Genomic DNA, 20,557 nt, shown 5'->3' with positions numbered 1-20,557 from the left:
GCATGCACTGAGGGTAGAGTGAAGTGCAGAACTTTGTTCGCCTCTCTTCCACCGATTACACCAGCCTAGGCAAGGGCACTTTTGGTTTGTACACTTATCGGAGCGCGATTGACGCTGAGAAAGCCTGGGTCGGCGAACGTATCGAAATGATCCTGATTGCCAGTGATGGACCGAGCAATGAGGCTTCCAATTGATGGAGCAAGTTTAAATCCATGCCCGCTGCAGCCATTCGCAGCATAGAAGCCCGACAAGGCCGTCTCGCCAACGATCGGATGAACGTCTGTCTCGTTGATAGTATAGAGCCCGCTGTAGCCTTTTACTCCACGAATCGGGAGAGCTGGGAAGCGGTGGGACAATGCATGGAGTTTCGCAGCCACAAACTGTTGATCGACACCTCGATCGAACAGGTCGGGGTCACCAATCTTGTCCTGTTCGTCGGCTTCAAGCACCGAACCGACAATGATTTGCTGGCTGCCTAACTGTTCGCGAAAGTAAATTCCGCTCGTTAGGTCGGCACAAATTGGTAGCTGATTGTGATAGGCAGACGGGCAGTCAATATGGACGATCTGGATACGGGTAGGAGCGAGCGGCCAAGTCGCCAATCCAAGGTCCTTGAATAGATCGTCGCACCACGGCCCAGCGGCATTCACGACGACACCGGCGCACAGAGTCGTTCCGTCCTTGAGGAGCACGCCAGTGGCCCGCCCCCCCTCACTCTGCACTTGCGTGGCCTTGCAACCAAACTGCACTTTCCCGCCGCGCGCACGAACTGCTTCGAGCAGATCGGCCGCCGCGGCCATGGGGTCCATGTAGCCAGCATCTTCTTCAAGTAGGTGCACTCCGCCGCCCTCGCAGCAGTGGTCGGCACCGGTTTCTAGGTCCGGGGAACGGATACAGCGGCTCATCAGAGGAAAGCGGCTCGCGAGCGCCGTATCGTCTAGTACCGACGCGCTTACGCCAAGCCGCATGAGCCGGGCCGCTTCGGGCTCGGCCCAGCTACGCCCGTATGGAGTGAACCAGAGATTGCCCTGGCGATGATAGGTGCCGGCAGGTGAGGTGAGGCCCAGGAATTCACTCCAATTGCGATAAGCGGCGACCCCGTCGCGTGCCAGCAGCACCATCTCGTCGTTCGAATAGCGGAACCGGCAGACGGCGGACGAGGCACCGGTCGATCCCTCGCCGAGCCCCGCTCCCTTCTCGAGCACCAGAACATCGAGGCTGGAGCGGCGCAGTATCTGGTGCGCGATGCTCAGCCCGACGATCCCCGCGCCAACGATGATGACGTCGGCCTGATTTTTCACTTTAGTCCCGATCGATGAGTTACCAGTGAAGTTCAGTACTGGATTCGCATGCCGAACCCCAGCGTTCGCGGGCGAGTGCGGATGGGTTCGAAGAATGCACCAAAGGCAGGGTTGATGATCTTGTTCTCATCAAAAATATTGTTCGCGAAAACATACAGTTCTGCATTGCGCACATTAATCCCGGCACGCGCGTTCGCAATCACTCGGGACTCGGAGAAGAACACCGGCTGAAGGCCCAACGGCTCGAAGTTGCGCAGGATGATCGAGGCTTTGCGTGTGTAACCGGCGTCCGCGTGGAAAACCAAGCCAAGCCCTTCGCGCAACTGTGGCGTGTAATCGATGGATGTGGACCAGGTCCAGCGGGGCACCTGGTCCAGCGGATCGCCGGGACGGCGGTCCGGCGAAAGAGTCTTGTACTTCACATCGTTCCAGCCAATTGTAGCACTCAGGCTGAGATCGCGTCGTGGCTTCGCAATTAGCGTAAAATCCGACCCAAAGCCGTTGGCCTTACCGGCATTGCGAGTCCCGGCGAGGGTGGCGCCCGACTGGATGATGGTTGCCTGAATACCCTTGTAGTCGTTGTAATAAACTGCAGCCTCAATGAGGATGCGATTATTCATCAGGCCCTGGCGAGTTCCTACCTCGTAGCTCCAGAGCTTTTCGGGGCCGAAAGTCGCCGGGGTCGTCGGGTCGACTACCTGATTAAAACCGCCGCTGCGGAAACCCTTGGCGGCATTGGCGTAAATAATTCCGTTTTTTGACGTTTTGAATGTGATGTCGGCTCTGGGATTGAAGCTATGGAATGCGCCCGATGCCTGCGCAATGCTCGGCGGAACGGGAAAGCCAATTAGAGTGAAAACGCTGTCGACCGAGCGCCGGTCGCGGAAGAAACGCCCGCCGACCCCGATGTTGAGACGGTCCGTAATGTCGTAGTTTAGGTTTCCGAAGAGTGCCCAAACCTTCGACCGTGTAGCAGAGTTCAGGTTGAACACCACGCCAAGCGCGCTGGCCGGTAGCCCGGGAACGAGCGACTCTCCGTTGCCATCGATTTTGCTGCTCGTCTTGGCATCGGAATAGCTGGCGCCGACCAGATACTGGAGCGGGCCATGCCCGTTGGAGGACAGCCTGACTTCCTGAGCGAAACGCTTGAATCGGCCGCGCGTATCAGTGACCGCCGTGCGAAGCAGCGGCGCGCCGAACAGCTGATTGAAGAAGCGCCCAGAGTCATCGACGCTACGCGACTTTTGATCGAGGTAGCCGGTCGAGCTGAGGAGCGTGACAGGGCCAAAGTCATAGGAAGCGACTAGATTGGACAGGGCGTAGCGTTGAGATATTGGCGACGGCACGATTTGCTCAGTCGTGCGATTTTTTAGGCTGTAATTTTTCACGTCCTGATCCGACTTATGATACAGACCGAGTAGCGAAATCGATAGGGCGGCGGTTGGGCGGATCAGCAATTTGCCGCGGACGACGGTCGTATCCTGGTCGTTTCCATTCTTGCCAAAAGTGGCGTCGGCGTAGCCTGGCACGGTCTCGCGGGCGGCCGCGATACGCAGGCCGACCTCATTGGTAACCAGCGGCAGGTTCAAAACGCCTTCGGTGCGGAAGCCGATTTCGCCATCTTTCACTGACGAGATTTCATTCACGAATTCGCCGGACGTCCGGTCGAGCTTGGGGGATGCTGTAACGTAGCGGATCGTTCCGCCCATCGAGCCCTCGCCGTAAAGCGCGGGCTGCGGGCCTCGGAGCACCTCGACCCGATCCATATCGAGCAGACGAATTTCGGCCGAGCCGGACGCTCCCTCACTATTGACGGAGAATTCGTCGATATAGTTCCCCACCGTCGGCAGGCCGAGATATTGAGAAATGCCGCGCAGCTGGATCCGCTGCGATCCGGGTCCGATATCGACGATGCGCAGGCCCGGGACCGACGCCTGAAGTTCGCTCAAGGTCGTGACGCCACGATTGGCAATATCCTTGGCAGTGAAGGTTGAAATCGAAATAGGCACATCGATCAGCCGCTGCGCCCGGCGCTGCGCGGTGACCACGATATCCCCTGGCGCGCGGTCGCCATTGTCTTGCGTCGTGCCGTCAGCAGCCGCTGGCATCTGGCTCGACGGCGGGATCACCTTTTTGTCTTGCGCCAGTGCCGGGGTGACGAAGCAAGTCCCGGCAAGCAGCATCGCGACGCTATATCCTGGTCCCTTGAGTCGCATTGAATCCCCCTCCTGCGCGAATGACACGAACAAAAGTGTCACCTTCGCGTCAAAAGGTCAATACACCCTTGTATCGAATATATTCAAGCTGGTCGGCTGGGAATCGATCAGTCAAGTCCGGTCAGGATGCGGTCGTAGAGCGGGATAAGGGTCAGCCGGCGGGCGCGCGTCTCTTCGAGGCCAAGCGTGTAATAGCCGACCTGATGAAAGTAGACGATTCTTGCCCGGATCATCGCCTCATCCGTTTCCTGCCCTGCCTCGAGAAACAGCTTTTGCAGGGCTGCGATCCGTTGCTCGTCATTCTCCCGAACGCGAGCGCGAACCGCCTGATCGATGCTTCCCCATTGCCGCACGGCGCCGTCAAGCGCAGGATTGAAGTCTTTTTCGTCAATGAAAAGGCGGACCAACCGCCGGTACCGCTCCTTGGGCGTGCCCGAGCGCTCAAGCGCGACAAGAAAATTGCGGCTATTGGTGCTTTCCCAATGGTCGAGAAGATGATTGAGCAGGTCTTGGCGATTGCGAAATCGCCAGTAGAACCCGCCGCGGGTGACACCTAGCCGTTGGGCGAGGGCGTTAATCTGCAGGGAGGCCACGCCCCCCTCGATGAGCATCTTGAGGGCAGCCATCAGCCAGTCATGCTCCAGGGGAGCAGGCTGGTCCTCCGCTACAGGTTTGGATGGGGTTGCCACAGGTTCGCCTTGTTAGAGCCAGCCCAAACATCGCCCTTGGATCATCCGCTGACAAGCTGCATCAGTGCGCTTGACCTTTTCGCGATACAAGGCTGTATTGATTGAATGTCCGATCGACTGCTCTTGATCTTGAGCCGTGAGTGGCTCGCAGTGGCGGTCGGGGCCGTTCTGGCCTGCGCGGGCCTGTCGCTTTTCGCCCGTCATTCTTCGGCTTTCGCGCTCGGCATCCTCGTTGCGCTGCTTGGGTTTCTGCTCATCGTCGGCGGATGCATCCACCTGCTTCGATTGGGCCGCGCGCGGCTCCGCCATCCCCCACCAGGAACACTCGTTAAACTAGGTAAAGCACGCGTACACGTCTACGCCGAGGGACAGGAGGACGGGACCTATCCGGTCGTCTGGTTCGGTGGCGCTCACTCTGCCGGACTGACAATGGATCATCTTCACCGGGCACTTCGCGGCAAGACACGGTCGATCCTCGTCGATCGGCTGGGCACCGGCTGGAGCGACACAGGCAGCTTTCCTCGGCGCACGGAGCAGGAGGCCGATGAAATTCCCAACGCTCTGCGCGAGGCCGGCGAAGCGGGTCCGTTCGTCCTCGTCGGATATTCTTTCGGCGGCTTGCTTGCGGCCAACATCGCGCGCCGGCATCCCGAACTCGTGGCGGTCCTGATACTGCTCGACGCCACTCCGCTCGAAACCATTGTTTTCGGACCGCGTCTTGAGGCCTTGCGAGCAATGCGTCGCGACGCGTTGTTGAGCGGCCTGCTGCGCCTCGTCGGCATCCCGGCCGACCTTTCCCGGAAACGAAGCCAAGCCGCCGGACATTCCGCCGCGACGGAGCGGTTCGAGCGGGCGCTTGGGCCAGCGCTCGACACGCTCCGTGCCGTCGAGGTCAGCGCGGGCAGTCAGTTCGCCAACTATTCGAGCTATCAAGATCTGGCTGGTCCCACGATCGCCGATCGTGGGTGGGAAACTATGGTCTATGACGGCGACCTTGGCGATATGCCGGTCTGGCTGGTTGCGCCGGGAAATGCATCGGAGGTCATAGCGGAAAAGGAGGTCGCGGGCGCTGGTAAAGAGCAGGAGCGCATGGTCCGGTTCTTCGCCCGCAGCCGTGAGCGCTATCTCGCAATCTCGTCCAATGCGCGGCGCATCATGACCCCTTTCGGTACCACGCACCAGTTCGTCTATGAAACACCAGAGTTCGTCATTGGGGTCGTCGAGGAAGCGATCCGGCACGGCCAGAACAACAGGGAGAAATAGGTTGATTGAACGCACCCCGGGTCAGCGGCTTGCAGAGCTTGCCGAGCGCTACTGGAAGCAAGAATGCGAGGAGTCGACGCTTACCGCGGTGTTGGCAGGCGAGCCAAGCGACGCCACATATCTGTTTCGCGCGTCGCCAGCGGATGCTGCGCGGCGCGACCGGGCAGCGGCGGACATGCTGTCGGAACTCGACAAGATTTTTCAGCAGGAGCTTCTTCCAGGAGACCGGATCACCCATGGCCTCCTTCGCCGCGAACTGAACGCTGTGCGCGAACAATTCTCCGTTCAGGCTCATCTCAAGCCTTGGCTGCTGCCTGCAGGCCCCGAGTTTAACACCATCTTCTTCGCGAATTCGACCGCGCTATCGAGCGCGGAGGATGCCGCGCTTTATGTCGAGCGGCTTCGTTCCATTGAGGGTTTTCTGGGTGACATTCGAGCGAGCCTGGCGGCGGGGCTGGAGGCGGGGCACCGCTATCCCCGAACCGTGCTGGAGGCCGCGCTCCCCGCGATCCGTGCGCTTGGCGGCGGCAACCCACGCGAAACCGCCTGGTACGGACCGTTCAAGCGAGCCGCGATCCACGGAGGCGAATTCGATGAAGCGGCCGAACGCGCAGCGTCGGTGATCGAAGAGGTCGTCCAGCCGGCACTGCGCGCCTATTCCGACTTCCTGGCCGGCCCGATGTCGGCCGCTGCCCGCGAGACGCTTTCCTGCACCGATGCGCCCAATGGCCGGACTTATTATCAGTCGTTCGTCCGCTATTTCACGACGACTGACATGAGTCCGGACGAAATCCATCAACTGGGCTTGAACGAAGTCGCGCGAATCGCCGGGGAAATGGACACCGTCTCAGTTAAGGCGGGGTTTGCATCCATGGAAGCCTACCGCGAGCATCTGTCAACCAGCCCCGAGTTCGTCATCGACGATCCCGAGCGCCTTCGTGAGCAACTGGAGGCACTGTGCAAGCGGATCGACCGGCGCATTCCGGCTTTCTTCAAGCGCCTGCCACGGATCACCTACGGCGTGGAAAGCATGCCCCCTACGCTCGCCGCAAGCATGCCGCCTGCCTATGCCCAGCCGAGCCCGGCGGATAATAGCACGGCGGGCATTTTCTGGGTCACCTCGCTACCCGAGCGCTGTCCAACTTACATGCACTTGCCACTCGCGCTGCATGAGGCATGGCCCGGCCATCTCATGCACATCGCCATGCTCCAGGAGGCGGACAAGCTGCCCGCGTTCCGACGCAACGGCGCGGTCAAATATACGGTGCTGGTCGAAGGCTGGGCACTTTACTGCGAGACGCTTGGTATCGAGATGGGGCTTTACGAGACGCTCGATCAGCACTTTGGCCGCTTGCAGATGGAAATGTGGCGCGCCGTGCGCCTCGTCGTCGATACCGGGCTGCACTGGCACAACTGGTCGCGTGAACAGGCAATCGGCTACTTTGCAAAGCACGTCGCCCTGCCCGAAGAGACGATCGCGCAGGAAGTGGACCGGTATGTCGCCTTGCCGGCGCAGGCGCTTGCCTATCAGATCGGCAATCTCAAGATGCGCGAATTGCGCACGCGAGCGGAACGGGCGCTAGGTAGCCACTTTTCCGTCAGGGACTTTCATGCCGCCATCATCAGCGGCGGGGCGGTCAGCCTGCCGGTGCTCGAGATGATCGTCGATGACTGGATCGAAGAGCAGAAAGTAAATTCCCTTGCCGCATGATCCCGTCAGCGGCGTCTATTATGAGGTGCACGGGAGCGGCGTTCCGCTAGTTACGGGCCTGCCGTGGTTTGCATCGCAACGCGACATGCTCGGTGACGCAGCGGCAGATGCCCGAGATGCCTTTCTCGCCGCTTTGTCCGACCGTTACGCGATACTCGTCATGGATTATCCCGGTAATGGCCAAAGCCGGGACATCGTGCCCGACGACCTGTCCGCCGACCGGGTCGCGCAGGATCTTCTCAGTGTCGCGTCGCATGCCGGCTTCGACCGCTTTGCCTATCACGGCTATTCGTGGAGCGCTGCCGCCGGGCTCCAGCTCGCCGCGCGGACGCCCCGCCTGACTGCCTTGGCAATTGGCGGCTGGCCGCCACTCGATGCTCCGTATCCGGCAATCTGGGCGGCGGTTTGCGAGCGGATCGGCAGTGTCGACTCTGGCGCGATGCGGGTCCTTCGATCGGCGGACCAGTATCGGCAGTGGGACGCATTCTACCGCAGCTTTGTCGGCCACTGGGACGAGCGCGCGAGTGTCGAGGCGATCAAGTGTCCGCGGCTCGTCTACTTCGGGGGGAATGGCGATCTGGTCGAGGAGGGACATGCAGTGTCAATCGCCTCGACCATCCGCAAAACTCGTTCGGAACTGGAACAGCTCGGCTGGCGGGTGAGCGAGATCGCGGGCGAGGGGCACGAAGTCGGGATCAATGCCGAACTGGTGATTCCGCTGCTTCGCCCCTTCCTCGACGAGGCACTGGCATGACAAGCCCCTCGAACGATCCGCTTCATTTCCTCTACCCGATCGTAGAGTCCGATGCTTCCGGCATGCTCAACGTGAGCGACGGGCACAATATCTGGTGGGAGGCGAGCGGCCGACGCGACGGCGTCCCGGTGCTGTTCTTGCATGGTGGTCCCGGTGCGCCGGCCAGGCCCTGGCATCGCCGCTTCTATGATCCCGACTTTTATCGTCTGATCGTGATGCATCAGCGGGGCTGCGGAAATTCGCGGCCGTTGGCGGAAACGGCCGGCAATACGACGCAGTCGCTGATCGCAGACATCGAGTTGTTGCGGACACTTGTCGGCGTCGAGCGCTGGCTTGTGAGCGGGGGCAGTTGGGGAAGCAAGCTCGCGCTCGCATACGGAGAACGCTTTGCCGGACGCTGCTTGGGCTTTTCCCTTGCGGGGATCACACTTGGGCGGCCGCACGAGATGGATTGGTGGTGGCGCGGGGCCGGCATGCTGTTTCCCGAGGCGCACGATGGCCTGATGGAGGCGCTCCCGCTTAACCTCCGCGGCGATCCGCTTGGCGGTTATTACCAACTCCTGATCGATCCAAACCCGGCTGTCCATCTCCCCGCCGCGAAAGCCCTTTGCATTTATTCGGCGGGTACGGTGAACATCGTGCCGAGGTCCGAACTGGCCGCTTCCTACGACGACCCGGACGTTGCACTGCCGCTGGCGCGCCTGTTCGTCCATTACGCGGTTCACGGCTTCTTCCTCGAGCCTGACGAGATTTTGATGAACCTCCACCGCATTGCTCATCTTCCCTGTGAACTGGTTGCGGGGCGCTACGACGTGACGACCCCCTGCGAAGCGGCATGGACGTTGCACAAGGCGTGGCCCGGGTCCAATCTGACGATCGTCGCGGACGGCGCTCATGGCATTGCCGACCCCTCCTCCGCTGCCGCATTTCTGGCCGCAAACGAGCGCATGAAAGAGTGGATTTCGTGAGCACTTCACCAGACGCAATACGGCATTTGCTTGGTCCATGGCCGGGGCCAATTGGAGGCCTTCCTCCGCTCGATCAAGTCACGCCCGAACTGATCGAAAAAGCCGTGATGACTGCCATCGAGGAAAAGCGCTGCGCGATCTCGGCGATCTGCTCCAGTTTCGACGCGGCGACTTTCGGCAACACGGTGCAGGCACTCGAGGAAAGTGGCCGTTCCTTGCGAAATGCAGAGGCCATCCGCTCGTTGATGACCAACACCGCTGCGCTGGGCGAGATGCCTGCTGTCGGCAGGCGCCTGTCCTCACTCGTCGCGGAACTGGCTGACGAAATCGCTCTCAACGATGTGCTGTTCGCACGTATTGAAGCGGTGAGCGCCGGTGGCGAGCGGCTGGACGAGAACCAGGCGCGACTGGTGGAAGTAACGCGTGATCGCCTCAGGCGGCAGGGCGCGGGGCTGGCGCCGGACCGGCGGGCTCGGCTTATCGAAATCAACCAGTTGATTGCAGACAAGCAATCCCAGTTTCACGAACGGGAACTGGGCGAAGGTCAGCGAATGTTGTGGGTAAGCGACGCGGAAGAGCTGAACGGCCTTCCCACCGAGACGGTCGAGTGCGCCGCGCAACTGGCGCAGGCCAACGACCGTGGCGGCGAATGGGCCTTCGCCAACCGGCGTGCGGTCGTATGGACGGTTTTGCAAAGCTCCCGGCACCGCGGCCTTCGCGAGCGGATGCGCGACATGTGGGCGGCACGCAACGCCCACGGGGACCAATTGGACAATCGAGTACTGGTGGCGGAAGTCGTCACTCTTCGCGGCGAAAAAGCACGCCTACTCGGCTTTCAGAGCTTCGCCCATCTAGTGACTTCGGCGCGCATGGCCCAGACTCCTGAACGAGCGCTCGCGCAGTTGAAGGCCATTTGGGGACCGGCGCACAGGGACGCGCTGGCACGGCTCACGGAAATGCAGGAGCTTGCGAAAGAGGATGGCCTGATCGAAGCGATCGGGCCGCACGATTATCTCTATTATGCCGAGCGCCTGCGCGAACGGCGTTTCCACTTCGACAGCAGGGCGGTGCGCGAATATTTGAAAGCGGACAATGTGATTGCCGCGCTGTTTGACGTGGCGAACCGCTTGCATGGATTGTTGTTCCGGAAGCTCGACACGGTGCCAGTGCTTGATCCTGAGGTGCGCGTCTATGAGGTGAGCCGGTCCGGCGAGCTTGTCGGAGTTCTGTACCTCGATTTGTTCGCGCGGCCGGGCAAGATGCCGAGCGCATGGCAGCAGGAGCTACGTCAGGCCGAAGGGCTGGAAGAGCGTCTCCCGCCCTTGTCCGTCATCTGCGCGAACATCGAGCAACCGGGCGACGACGGTCCGGCCCTGATGGGGTGGGAGATCGCCAACGTCCTGTTTCACGAGTTCGGGCACGCACTCCACATGCTGCTCAGCCGGGCGCCCTATCCGTCGCTCGGAAGTATCCACGTTGAATGGGACTTCGTCGAATTGCCGTCGCAGCTAAACGAGCGTTGGCTTTACGATGCCGAGCTGTTGCGCCGGCATGCGCGCCATTACCGAACCGGCGACCCGATGCCTGTTGCGCTGATCGATTCCTTGATCGCGGTGCGAGATGATGAGCGAGTGACCAGCGTGACCCTTCCCTATCTGGCTCCGGCAATCGTCGACCTCCAGGTCTATCTCGCGGCTTCGGGAGAGCCGGTCGACGCGCTGTCGATAGAACAGCAGGTTTATGCCAGGCTCCAAATGCCGCAGGCGATCGACCCCGTCTTCAAATTACCTGCGCAGCACCATAGCTTCACCGACGCCTATGCCGCTGGCCTGTATTCCTACCTGTGGGCCGACGTCATGGTTGCGGAAGTACTCGAAGCCTTCGACACAGCGGAAGAGGGAATCTATGACCGGGCGGTCGCGATGCGCTGGCACGACGAGCTGCTCAGTGTCGGCAGCATGCGCCCAGCGGCCGAGGCGTTCCGGAATTTCCGGGGACGGGATCCGGACCCGGCAGCGCTCGTGCGGCGCTTCGGACTTCACCCCGCCTGAAGAGCTTCGGCGGCACCCGTCTCGTGGGGCTCGCCGTCAGTCGGCGACACCTCGCCCGCGTCGGCCACCTCAACCGCACGCAGCGTCGCGGGCACCGCCTTCGACCCCCACCAAAGGAAGAGCAGACCGACCGCAAATGAGGGAATGACCACCGCCGACATAGCGTTCAATATTCCGCGCGGTCCGGCAAAAGCGGCGGACAGCGTGCCGACCATCAATGGCATAATCGAGCCGAAGAGGATCGTGACCATCCCACCGATGGCAATTACCCGGCCGCGCATTCGCGCCGGGGCGATTAGCTGAAGCACTGTCGGTGCAAGCGAGGTCGCCATGAAGGTCAAGCCAAGTTTGACGAGCACTATCGTATAATATTGCGTCACAGTTTGCGCGAAAGGCATAAACAAAGCGACGATCAAGCCACCCAGTAGCGCCCACTGGGCAATCATAAGAGCCGTCTGGTCGCCGTAACGCGGCCGAAACCTTCGGGCGAGCAGGACACCCATAAATACGCCAACTAGTGAACAGACCGCACTGCCGTAGCCCAGGACTTGACCGATATTCGCGGGGTCCGCACCGAAAACGCGTTGAACGATCACCGGGCTCCACACCCCGTTGGCTCCGAACGCGGCATAGCTAACGCCGAACCCGAAGAAGATTCCCGTAAGCGCGCGGGCGTGCGTCTTAAAATGATCGATCACGTCCCTGTTCGTCGCCATGGGCACACCGGGCAGTGTTATCCGCTCCAGCCTCAGGAACAGGAGCATTAGCGCCAGCAATGGGCCGCCCGTCGCCACGACCAGCATCGCGATCCGCCACGGCTCAAGTCCAGCGACGATCGCCGGAACCGCCCCGCGGTTGTTCGTCACGAAGCCGAGCAAGGTGCCCGCGAGACCCATGCCGACGTAGCTACCCACGAGAACGGTTGCGACGAACACGCTATTGACTGCAACCCATTTCGACCGCGGAAACAGGTCGGGGATCATTGAATAAGTCACCGGCCCGAGTACGGCTTCGCCCAGACCGATCGCCATCGCGGCGACGAACAGCGCCGGAAAATGGGTCGACAGGCCAAAGGCAACGCTGCCCGCCGACCAGATCATGACACAGATAGAGAGAAGCCAGCGCCGGTCCATCTTGTCGGCAAGCCAGCCAACTGGAATCGTCGCGATTGCCGTAATGAAGGTCAGCGCAAGGCCATTGATGAGTCCTAGGTGCTGGTCCGTGAGCCTGAGAGATATCCGAAGGGACTCGCTGATCAGGGGTATGACCCCCTTGGCAACGATCGACCCAACGATCGACGCAAGTGCAATTATGCCGAGCCCGTACCAGCCGTTTGCCGCGCTTGTTCGCGGCGTCAATTGATCAGCCAAGTCCGAAGCGTCCATGCGGCGAGCCCCCTACCAATCCATCACGATTAGGCTGCCCGACAATGCCCGATACAGGGGTGTATCGCAACTATGAAATGGTGGAGCCTAGTGCCACACCTGAGCGGCGACCCTTTGCCAATTCCCGCCGAGGATCTTTGCAAGTGAGTCGGTGCCGAAACCGCGCCTTTTCAGCTCGTGCGCGACAAGGGCAATATGGCTGTCGTCGAGCATTGCCAGCGCGTCGGTCGGATCGTCATCGGGGAAGGTGTGCCGCATCTTCGCCAGATATTCCTCCAGCTCGTTGCGATCGAAGACATAATCTAGTGCAAGGCCCACGTGATCGTCACCCACGCGGGTCGCGACATATTCAACATGATCGGCGACGCGTTCGGGAGTCGCATTCCCGCCGAGGAAGACGCCGAGACCGTTGATTCCCACGACCCCGCCACTCGCGGCGCACGCGTCGATCAATTCATCCGGAATGTTGCGCGCATGATCGTCGAGCGCGCGGACGTTTGAGTGCGAAAAGATGACCGGCATTCCAGCATGTTCGATCGCCTCGATCGCCGTCCGCCGCCCGGTGTGAGAGCAGCAAAGAATCATGCCCACCCGTCGCATTTCATCGATGACGTCGCGGCCATACTGAGTCAGTCCGGTATCGACTTCGTCGTAGCAACCGGAGCCGGCATCATTTGCGCGATTATAAGCGATCAGCATCCAACCGACAGCGGCCGCTCGAAACGTCTCGACCAGATCGATCCGCCCATTGTTCAGCGGAGCCATTCCCTCGACGTCGAAGATTATTCCAAGTTTGCCGCTCGCCCTCGCAGCCGCGACGTCGCTTGAGGATCTGACGATCAAGTAATCGTCCGTTCGACAGTCCAGCCAGTCCGTGAAACTGCGCAACATGGCCAGGTGTTCGTCCGGCCCCGTAGGCCCAAACCCGACGTTTAGGCTGAGGATATCCACTCCGGCGGCACGGACATCTTCTAGCTTAGGCAAGAAGCTCGTATCATCGGGCCGCAACGGCATGCAGCCGTGATTATTCCAGATGATCATGCTATGCAGCGCATCCGGGCCGGCTTCGTCTGGGGTCGTCGTCATGGACAGCGCTTTCCGTTTTTTACGACTTTAATTTCGCCGGCCTGAAGAACAAGCTCCACATTCTCGTGCGACCGCCTTTCATGCCAAGCTCGTCAAAAGAGGGTCGCACATCAGGGCGCATGCCAATGAGAGCTACAACTGGATGACACCCGGTTTTTCGGTCACTCAAATAATGTCCGACAACGCCAGCACCTGAAAAATGAAGCGTCACGGCTGCACCGTCGGTCCCAGCCAGTTTTTCCCGTCTTGAATTTCGGCACGCCCCGAGCTGCGGTTGTAGGCGCAAAGCAAGCGTTTCATGTGCCCCTTGGCATCGCGTCCACGGATCATCCGCAAATCGATGCCGATAACGTCCGAAAAGCTGTTTTTGAATGCTAGCAATTCAGGCCTGGCTAGGCCGCTGATAGCTATGCATGTGCGGCCCGACTTACGATCAAGCTGTTTCCAGCTCTCCGGCGTGGACGCAGCGAGGCTTGAAGCAAAGACCAGTGCCAAAACAAGCGCGTATTTGTACATGCTTCGTTCCTACGTCAAGTTCTTGCCGAGCGACCCTCATGCCCGCTTCCCACTTGGCATTTGTTCCGCGGTCGTTGCAAGTGCGGAACTGGCTTGCCACCTCGGGGGAAGAACCGCATTCTGCGCCAGCAGTACAGAGGGAATCGCCATGGGTTTCGTAAATCGTGTTATCTTGGTGCTCGCATCGACTGCGACGGCCGTTGCCGCCCCTGCGGCACCACCAGGGACACTCAGCCACTCGGATCCAGTGGTCGAAACGCCTGTCGGCGCTCAGGCTTGGCGGATCCGCTATTGGACAACAAGCGATCAAGGTCAGCCGATTGAAGTGACCGGGATGGTCGTTGCCCCCCGCGAAGCAATTCCGGCGAAATCACGAGCAGTGCTAGCCTGGACTCACGGCACTTGGGGTGTCGCGGAGCAGTGCGCTCCGTCGCGCAGCGCTAACTTCTTTGCGGCCACTCCCGGCCTTAGTGACGCCATGCGGCGCGGCTTCGTGATCGTCGCCCCCGACTACCCCGGGCTCGGTAATCCGACGTCTCATGCCTATCTTGGCGGCATCGAAGCCGCCAACTCCACTCTCGATGCCGTCCGTGCGGCGCGACAGATAGCGGGTGCTGCCAGCGGATCTCGCTTCGTGGTGTGGGGAGAGTCGCAGGGCGGGCACGCCGCGTTATGGACTGCGCAGCGGGCACGAACTTATGCCCCCGACCTGCAGCTACTTGGTGTCGTTGCAGCCGCACCTCCCACCGACCTGGCCGCAAATCTGCGTGCAGGAAGCGATCCCTCGGTTCGTGCCTTCCTCACCGCATTCACCGCCTATAGCTGGTCTCGTCATTACGGAGCACCGCTCGCCAACCTCGGTAATCGATCCACACAGGGGATCATCACTCGGCTTGCGCAAAACAATTGTGTCGAGCTCGGCAAAAAGCCGCGACTTGGGACCATGCTCGGCGTTCTCGCGCTGCGGAAGAGCCTTCAAAACGTCGATCTCGGGACGATCGCGCCTTGGTCTGACTTTGCGCGCCGGAATAGCGTTTCGGCCTCACTGACGGGCGTGCCGCTGCTGATCGCCCAGAACCCCAACGACAAGATTGTCGATCCCAAGGTCACCCGGGCGTTCGCAAGCCGCGTGTGTCGAAACGGCGGACGCCTTCAGTATCTGCCGATCTCGGGCCAAGGCCATGAGACGAGCGCGAAGGATACTGCAGCGGCGACCCTGACCTGGGCGGCTGCGCGCTTCTCAGGCACGCCCGCTCCGAGTAACTGCGGTCATTTTTAGCCTGACATCTCAGTGATCGGTCATTTCTTCGCCCATGCGCCGCTTCTCCTCGCGGGACTGGCGCTGTTTATCGCAATGGTCCTCGCTCGCGAGCTGGGAGCCTATGCGAGTCACGTCGCCGCTCGTCGTCATGAAGCCAACCCGGACACGAACGGTGACGCCAACGTGCTCTTGTCGGTTGCACTTGGCCTGCTGTCCTTGTTGATCGGCTTCGCGTTCTCCCTGTCTCTCAGTCGCTTCGACCACCGCGAGAACTTGTTATAACCGAGGCAAGTGCGCTGAGCACAGCGGCACAACGTATTCAGCTGCTCGATAACCCTGCTCGCGATGCATTGACGAGCCGCCTACATGATTATGTCGCAGCGCGCGCTATGGCGGGCACAAGCGATGTTGATGAGCAGCGCCATCAACTCGAGCGAAAGGCGGAAGACCTGTCCGTTCCGCTTATTCAGACTGCCCTTGCAGCTGTCATGCCGATCCGTGGGACATCGACTGCATCGTTCGTACTCGATGGCGTCGATCACGCCGTTGACCTGGCCGACCAGCGAGCTGCGGCCGCCGAAGCAAGGCTACCAGACAGGGTTGTCGAAGCCCTTTCTATCTATTGCGTCGTGGTTGCCGGACTGTTCGGCTACGCTTTAGCGTCTACTTCCTCCCGAAACAGGGTCGCTAGCTATCTAGTTTTTGGCCTGTTTGCCTTTGCGATCGCCACCATTCTGGACCTCGATCGACCTCGTGGTGGATCCATTATGGTGGGCGAGGAGCCGATGATGACCGTATTGCAGAAGTTGGCCGTTCATCCGTCCGGACCAGTTCAATAATTTATCCGCCCAGTTTATGGCGACCTCTGGTTTCTGCTTCCTGCGTAAAGTGGCCGCTCTTAGATCGCCGACTAGGGGAAGACTTATTGACATTTGGCGCAATTTTTCGTTCGACACGGCGCCACGCCTATTAAGAATCCCATCATCGCTTGGCGGTAACCTTTTCCGTCGAGGACCCAGCCGCCGACCGCGCGATGACGTCCGCCTTACGAGCTGACACGTTCAAGTTTTTAGGTTGATCGTTGCTTGATCACGAAGTTCATCGAGGTAATCGCTCCACCACTGATGCATCGCGACCCGCTCCTCCCAATAGGACCCGCGGTTATAAGTGCCCCGAATTGAATCCGCGTCGGCATGGGCAAGGGAGCGCTCGATCGCATCCGGGCTCCACTTCCCGCTCTCGTTTAGCAAGGTGGATGCGGTGGTACGAAGACCGTGAGCCGTGATCTCTCCGACCGCGTAGCCCATTCGGCGAAACGCTTGGTTAATCGTATTCTCGCAAAGTGGTCGCCGCGAGGTGTAAAAGGCCGGAAACACAAAACCGTCCGGTCCGGTCAGCGGGTGAAGCTCGTTGAGGTAGGCGAGAACCTGTCGCGACAGCGGTACCGCGTGAGGCCTGCGCATCTTCATCCGTTCTGCCGGGATTTTCCAGACCGTTTTGTCAAAGTCGAATTCTGACCATTGGGCCTGCCTGATCTCGCCGGGGCGAGCCATTACGTGGGGAGACAGCTTCATCGCAAGGCGGGTGATGAGATGGCCCGAATAGGCGTCAATCGACCGCAAAAGTTCGCCGACTGCAGATGGATCAAGGATAGCACTATGGTGTTTGGTCTTCGGCGTGATCAGCGCTCCACGAAGAAGGGAGGTCGGATCGGTTTCAGCTCGCCCGGTAGCCGCAGCGTAGCGAAAGACACGACCCGCGAACGAGCGGCAGCGGCGGGCGGTCTCGAGCTTACCCTTGGCTTCCTGGCGTTTCAGGGCAGCGAGGACGTCAATCGGTTTAAGGTCTGCAATCGGCTGATCTGCGATCGGCGCTAGTTGCTCCAGAAGCCAATTCGCCTTGGTCGTCGTCGTGGCCGCCAGCCCCTCGGCCACCATCTTGTCGATGTATTCCCGAGCCAAGTCACCGAACGTATTGGCGCCCTTGTAAATCGCCAGGAGCTTGTCGCGCTTACGCTCCGCGGCGGGATCAACACCTTCGTAGAGCTTGCCTTTGACCTCATCACGCTTTCGGCGGGCCTCCGCCAGGCCAACTTCAGGATAGCAACCAAGCGCGATTCGCTTGTCCTTTCCCAAGTAGCGATACCTGTAGCGCCATAGTTTCGTGCAATTTGGACTGACCTCAAGGTACAGGCCGCGATCGTCCGTTGATTTGTACGGTCGATCGCCCGCCTTGAGTGCTCGAATCTTCACGTCAGTTAGTGACATTTGCCGTCTCCCCACCCTTAGGCGACCAGAAGCGCAGTTTGCTCTCACCTTTTCAGCACTTTGGCTCAGAAATGGGGCCATCGGGTTTGGAAGGAGGCCGATGGCCCCTTTCATGACCCCTTATATGGCCCCATTTTCGACGGGATGAACTGAAACAGGATCGGACACTCCGGGACAAAACCAACGCTAAAGTGGCATATTTCAAACGTTTTGTCGAGTGTTTTGGGAGGTTATGAAAAGAACAAATGGTGCCCAGGAGAGGACTCGAACCTCCACGGCCTTGCGACCGCCAGCACCTGAAGCTGGTGCGTCTACCATTCCGCCACCTGGGCACGGTGCATCGAACGTCAATCGGGTAGAGGCGGGCGGTTAGCGTTGGCATCGGCGGCTTGTCAACCGGCTTGGGGCAAGGCTAGAGCGCGATGCCATGATCGCCAGCCCTTCCGACGCTTCGCAAACCCCCGACTTCATGCCCAGAGTCGTAACCGTCATCGGCGGCGGCGGCTTCATCGGCCGCTATGTCTGCGAGGCGCTCCTTCGCGTTGGCGTCCGCTTGCGCGTCGCCCAGCGCGATCCGCGTAGCGCCTATTTCCTTCAGCCGCTGGCCGGGGTCGGGCAGGCAAGCTTCATCGCAGCGTCGCTCGGAAATCGTGAAAGCCTTGATCGCGCCTGCCACGGGTCGTCGGCTGTCATCAACCTGGTCGGCATCCTTAAGGGCAAGTTCGACGCGGTCCATGTGGAGGGCGCGCGCCATGCCGCCGAGGCCGCGGCGGCGGCGGCGGCGTCGGCATTTGTCCAGGTCAGCGCGATCGGCGCATCGGCCACCAGCCCGTCTGCCTATGGCCGGTCGAAGGCCGGGGGCGAGGCCGCAGTGCGCCTCGCCTTCCCGGGTGCGACGATCATCCGCCCCAGCCTGGTGTTCGGGCGCGAGGACCAGCTGACCAACCGTTTTGCGCAAATGTCGCGGTTGCCGATCCTGCCGGTGATCGCGGGGGGCACGCGCTTCCAGCCGGTCTATGTCGCCGACCTGGCACAGGCGATCGCGGCGGCGGCGCTCGATCCCAAGTCGCATGGCGGCCAGACCTACGAGATTGGCGGACCCGAGGTGATGACGATGCGTTCGCTCAATGAGGCGATTGCCGCGCTGGCCAACCAGTCACCCGCTGTCGTCGGGGTGCCCGATTTTATTGCGGCGCAAATGGCCCGGCTGGGCTTCTTGCCCGGTGCGCCGCTGACCCGTGACCAGTGGGCGATGCTCCAGTCGGACAATGTCGTGGCGGCCGAGATGCCAGGGCTCGAGGCGTTCGACATCACCCCCACCCCGCTTGCCGCCGTGGCGTCGGCATGGCTCGACCGTTTTCATCGTGGTGGACGCTTCGCCCCGCGCAAGATTGCGTCTGCCGACCCCGCTTCCCTGTAAAAGGAACGCCCGTGCCGATCATCATCGTCGTCATCCTGCTCGGCATCGTCGAGGGGGTTACCGAGTTTCTCCCTGTTTCCTCGACCGGCCACCTGATCCTCGCCAACGCGCTGCTCGGCTATCATCCTGAGACGTGGAAAGTGTTCAACGTCGTCATCCAGCTGGGGGCCATGATGGCGGTGGTGGTGCTCTACTGGCGGACCTTCGTGGCGGTGATCATGGGGCTCATCAAGCGCGAGCCCGGGGCCTTTGCGTTCGTCCGCAACATCCTCATCGCCTTCTTGCCGGCGGCGGTGATCGGGCTTGTCATTCACAAGCAGATCGAGGCGATGCTGGGATCGGCGATGATCGTGTCGGTCGCGCTGATCGTCGGCGGGATCGCGATCCTGGTCATCGAGCGCGTGGTCAAGCCGGGCGATATCGCCTCGGTCTCGGCAATCCCGTGGAAGACCGCGATGGCGATTGGTTTCATCCAGTGCCTGGCGATGATCCCGGGGGTCAGCCGGTCGGGCGCGACGATCCTTGGCGCGCTGTGCCTCAAGGTCGAGCGGCGCACTGCGGCCGAGTTCAGCTTTTTCCTCGCGCTGCCGACCATGGCGGGGGCGACCGTGCTCGAGCTGTTCACGAACCGCCACGACCTCGGGCCGATCGGATTGCCGATGATCGGTCTGGGGATGCTGGTTTCGTTCGTGGTCGCACTGGTCGTGATCAAGGCGTTTCTGGCGATCGTCACCAAACGCGGGTTCGGGCCGTTTGCCTGGTACCGGATCCTGGCTGGGGGGGCCGCGCTGGCGTGGTTGACGACGATCTGAGGCGTGACGCTCGGAGACGGTCAAATATTATGCTATGGCATTGGCGAGTCGCGATAATATTCACTGAATGTAGGATTTCGATATGCGCCTTCTGGTCCTTGTCCCGCTGCTCCTGCTGACAACCCCGGCGGGCGCGCAGTATGCCCCGCCACTGCCCGCTCACGGGGCCGTGCCGAGCCTTCCGCCGCAGGTGATGGACCCGGCGCTTCCGGGACAGCTGGCTCGGATGGCGGGGGCGTTGACCCATGCGTTCATGAACCTGCCCGTCGGCGAGATGCAGGCGGCGGTCGAGGGGCGACCGGTCACGCCGCAGGATCGTCGCCGGACGGTGGGCAGCGAGACGGCGCGGAACAACCCCTATGTCGCGCAGGACATCCAGCGCGATGTCGCGAACCAGACGGTCATGGTCCAGAACATGGCGCGCGGCATGCAGCGCGCAATGCCGGCGATCCAGCAGGCGCTGGGGCAGGCGGCTGCGGCGATCGAGCGCGAAACCGCCAATCTGCCGAGCCCTGACTACCCCCGGCGCTAAGCTGATCGGGCAGGCATGTCCGCAACCCGATACGTTGCTTAGCCGAAACTTTATTTTGCAAAGTGTCGGGTGGCAGACTCGATCACCGAATAATTTTGTGAAATCTAGGCGATGGGGAGGGCCCATGGCCAGTTACCGTCTATATTGCCTTGATCTGCAGGGGAAAATCGCGTCCGCCGAGTGGGTCGAGGCCGAGGATGACACGGCGGCGACCGCGGCGGCGCGGGCGCTGGCCAAGCCGACCGATTGCGAGCTGTGGCTGCGCAACCGGATGATCGACCGGATCGAAGCGACCCAGCCGACAACCGAGGGATAATCGCCTCAA

The 20,557-nt window shown here is 61.0% G+C and carries 19 protein-coding genes and 1 tRNA gene; 12 read left to right on the top strand and 8 right to left on the bottom strand.

The features are described from left to right. Window positions 1-65: 65 nt before the first annotated feature. From U1700_RS01925 to U1700_RS01915, 3 genes are all read right to left on the bottom strand, one after another. The gene (locus U1700_RS01925) at window positions 66-1,301 is read right to left on the bottom strand and encodes an NAD(P)/FAD-dependent oxidoreductase (RefSeq protein WP_332749661.1); all 1,236 of its coding nucleotides are present in this window, start codon (window positions 1,299-1,301) and stop codon (window positions 66-68) included. A 32-nt stretch (window positions 1,302-1,333) separates the two neighbouring features. Beyond that, window positions 1,334-3,559 (bottom strand): TonB-dependent receptor, encoded by a 2,226-nt coding sequence (locus U1700_RS01920; protein WP_332749659.1) that lies wholly within the window; start codon window positions 3,557-3,559, stop codon window positions 1,334-1,336. 65 nt (window positions 3,560-3,624) lie between these two features. After that, window positions 3,625-4,143, bottom strand: a complete 519-nt coding sequence (locus tag U1700_RS01915) for a TetR/AcrR family transcriptional regulator (protein ID WP_332749658.1) — start codon at window positions 4,141-4,143, stop codon at window positions 3,625-3,627. A 168-nt stretch (window positions 4,144-4,311) separates the two neighbouring features. Between U1700_RS01915 and U1700_RS01910 the strand changes: the two genes are divergently transcribed. From U1700_RS01910 to U1700_RS01890, 5 genes are read left to right on the top strand one after another with little or no spacing between them, the layout of a single operon-like run. Continuing rightward, window positions 4,312-5,469 (top strand): alpha/beta fold hydrolase, encoded by a 1,158-nt coding sequence (locus U1700_RS01910; RefSeq protein WP_332749656.1) that lies wholly within the window; start codon window positions 4,312-4,314, stop codon window positions 5,467-5,469. Window position 5,470: 1 nt separating this feature from the next. Beyond that, on the top strand, window positions 5,471-7,180 hold the full coding sequence (locus tag U1700_RS01905) for a DUF885 domain-containing protein (RefSeq protein WP_332749654.1): 1,710 nt from the start codon (window positions 5,471-5,473) through the stop codon (window positions 7,178-7,180). Continuing rightward, window positions 7,170-7,934, top strand: coding sequence for an alpha/beta fold hydrolase (locus U1700_RS01900; RefSeq protein ID WP_332749653.1), 765 nt, complete (start codon window positions 7,170-7,172; stop codon window positions 7,932-7,934). The genes U1700_RS01905 and U1700_RS01900 overlap by 11 nt, the downstream gene beginning before the upstream one ends. Beyond that, the gene (pip, locus tag U1700_RS01895; protein ID WP_332749651.1) at window positions 7,931-8,902 is read left to right on the top strand and encodes a prolyl aminopeptidase; all 972 of its coding nucleotides are present in this window, start codon (window positions 7,931-7,933) and stop codon (window positions 8,900-8,902) included. The genes U1700_RS01900 and pip overlap by 4 nt, the downstream gene beginning before the upstream one ends. After that, window positions 8,899-10,953, top strand: a complete 2,055-nt coding sequence (locus U1700_RS01890) for a M3 family metallopeptidase (protein ID WP_332749649.1) — start codon at window positions 8,899-8,901, stop codon at window positions 10,951-10,953. Before pip ends, U1700_RS01890 begins: the two co-directional genes overlap by 4 nt. On the opposite strand, the gene U1700_RS01885 is transcribed toward U1700_RS01890, so the two are convergent. From U1700_RS01885 to U1700_RS01875, 3 genes are all read right to left on the bottom strand, one after another. Then, window positions 10,941-12,338, bottom strand: a complete 1,398-nt coding sequence (locus tag U1700_RS01885) for an MFS transporter (protein ID WP_332749647.1) — start codon at window positions 12,336-12,338, stop codon at window positions 10,941-10,943. The genes U1700_RS01890 and U1700_RS01885 overlap by 13 nt on opposite strands. Window positions 12,339-12,425: 87 nt before the next feature. Beyond that, window positions 12,426-13,379 carry a dipeptidase gene (locus tag U1700_RS01880; RefSeq protein ID WP_332751091.1) on the bottom strand — a complete coding sequence of 318 codons (954 nt, stop codon included), beginning with the start codon at window positions 13,377-13,379 and terminating at the stop codon, window positions 12,426-12,428. Window positions 13,380-13,631: 252 nt separating this feature from the next. After that, window positions 13,632-13,940, bottom strand: coding sequence for a hypothetical protein (locus tag U1700_RS01875; protein ID WP_332751156.1), 309 nt, complete (start codon window positions 13,938-13,940; stop codon window positions 13,632-13,634). On the opposite strand from U1700_RS01875, the gene U1700_RS01870 reads away from it, so the two are divergent. From U1700_RS01870 to U1700_RS01860, 3 genes are all read left to right on the top strand, one after another. Beyond that, the gene (locus U1700_RS01870; RefSeq protein WP_332751089.1) at window positions 13,834-15,219 is read left to right on the top strand and encodes an alpha/beta fold hydrolase; all 1,386 of its coding nucleotides are present in this window, start codon (window positions 13,834-13,836) and stop codon (window positions 15,217-15,219) included. The genes U1700_RS01875 and U1700_RS01870 overlap by 107 nt on opposite strands. Window positions 15,220-15,231: 12 nt before the next feature. After that, the gene (locus U1700_RS01865) at window positions 15,232-15,483 is read left to right on the top strand and encodes a hypothetical protein (RefSeq protein WP_332749645.1); all 252 of its coding nucleotides are present in this window, start codon (window positions 15,232-15,234) and stop codon (window positions 15,481-15,483) included. Between the two features lie 107 nt (window positions 15,484-15,590). Continuing rightward, window positions 15,591-16,040 carry a hypothetical protein gene (locus U1700_RS01860; protein WP_332749644.1) on the top strand — a complete coding sequence of 150 codons (450 nt, stop codon included), beginning with the start codon at window positions 15,591-15,593 and terminating at the stop codon, window positions 16,038-16,040. A 222-nt stretch (window positions 16,041-16,262) separates the two neighbouring features. On the opposite strand, the gene U1700_RS01855 is transcribed toward U1700_RS01860, so the two are convergent. Both U1700_RS01855 and U1700_RS01850 read right to left on the bottom strand, forming a co-directional pair. After that, window positions 16,263-17,468, bottom strand: coding sequence for a tyrosine-type recombinase/integrase (locus tag U1700_RS01855; RefSeq protein WP_332749642.1), 1,206 nt, complete (start codon window positions 17,466-17,468; stop codon window positions 16,263-16,265). Between the two features lie 246 nt (window positions 17,469-17,714). Beyond that, window positions 17,715-17,800: transfer RNA gene (locus tag U1700_RS01850), tRNA-Leu, on the bottom strand. A 95-nt stretch (window positions 17,801-17,895) separates the two neighbouring features. On the opposite strand from U1700_RS01850, the gene U1700_RS01845 reads away from it, so the two are divergent. The 4 genes from U1700_RS01845 to U1700_RS01830 all read left to right on the top strand — a co-directional run bounded on the left by U1700_RS01845 (window position 17,896) and on the right by U1700_RS01830 (window position 20,548). After that, a complete protein-coding gene (locus U1700_RS01845; protein ID WP_332749641.1) occupies window positions 17,896-18,888 on the top strand; it encodes a complex I NDUFA9 subunit family protein in 993 nt (330 codons plus the stop codon). Between the two features lie 11 nt (window positions 18,889-18,899). Beyond that, window positions 18,900-19,700 (top strand): undecaprenyl-diphosphate phosphatase, encoded by an 801-nt coding sequence (locus tag U1700_RS01840; protein WP_332749639.1) that lies wholly within the window; start codon window positions 18,900-18,902, stop codon window positions 19,698-19,700. An 82-nt stretch (window positions 19,701-19,782) separates the two neighbouring features. Further along, window positions 19,783-20,232, top strand: coding sequence for a hypothetical protein (locus tag U1700_RS01835; RefSeq protein ID WP_332749638.1), 450 nt, complete (start codon window positions 19,783-19,785; stop codon window positions 20,230-20,232). 124 nt (window positions 20,233-20,356) lie between these two features. Beyond that, window positions 20,357-20,548: a hypothetical protein gene (locus U1700_RS01830; protein WP_332749636.1), complete on the top strand. Its 192-nt coding sequence runs from the start codon at window positions 20,357-20,359 to the stop codon at window positions 20,546-20,548. Window positions 20,549-20,557: the final 9 nt, after the last annotated feature.

The organism is Sphingomonas sp. RB1R13 (genome assembly GCF_036663775.1).
Taxonomy (GTDB): Bacteria; Pseudomonadota; Alphaproteobacteria; order Sphingomonadales; family Sphingomonadaceae; genus Sphingomicrobium.
This window is presented reverse-complemented; position numbering and strand designations above follow the sequence as displayed.

Bases quoted from the DNA above. Each gene is read 5' to 3' on its own strand.
- U1700_RS01880 (WP_332751091.1), bottom strand. From the start codon at position 13,379: ATGATCATCTGGAATAATCACGGCTGCATGCCGTTGCGGCCCGATGAT.
- U1700_RS01870 (WP_332751089.1), top strand. From the start codon at position 13,834: ATGCATGTGCGGCCCGACTTACGATCAAGCTGTTTCCAGCTCTCCGGC.
- U1700_RS01885 (WP_332749647.1), bottom strand. From the start codon at position 12,338: ATGGACGCTTCGGACTTGGCTGATCAATTGACGCCGCGAACAAGCGCG.
- U1700_RS01830 (WP_332749636.1), top strand. From the start codon at position 20,357: ATGGCCAGTTACCGTCTATATTGCCTTGATCTGCAGGGGAAAATCGCG.
- U1700_RS01860 (WP_332749644.1), top strand. From the start codon at position 15,591: ATGGCGGGCACAAGCGATGTTGATGAGCAGCGCCATCAACTCGAGCGA.
- U1700_RS01845 (WP_332749641.1), top strand. From the start codon at position 17,896: ATGATCGCCAGCCCTTCCGACGCTTCGCAAACCCCCGACTTCATGCCC.
- U1700_RS01915 (WP_332749658.1), bottom strand. From the start codon at position 4,143: ATGGCTGCCCTCAAGATGCTCATCGAGGGGGGCGTGGCCTCCCTGCAG.
- U1700_RS01835 (WP_332749638.1), top strand. From the start codon at position 19,783: ATGCGCCTTCTGGTCCTTGTCCCGCTGCTCCTGCTGACAACCCCGGCG.
- U1700_RS01875 (WP_332751156.1), bottom strand. From the start codon at position 13,940: ATGTACAAATACGCGCTTGTTTTGGCACTGGTCTTTGCTTCAAGCCTC.
- U1700_RS01855 (WP_332749642.1), bottom strand. From the start codon at position 17,468: ATGTCACTAACTGACGTGAAGATTCGAGCACTCAAGGCGGGCGATCGA.
- pip (WP_332749651.1), top strand. From the start codon at position 7,931: ATGACAAGCCCCTCGAACGATCCGCTTCATTTCCTCTACCCGATCGTA.
- U1700_RS01910 (WP_332749656.1), top strand. From the start codon at position 4,312: ATGTCCGATCGACTGCTCTTGATCTTGAGCCGTGAGTGGCTCGCAGTG.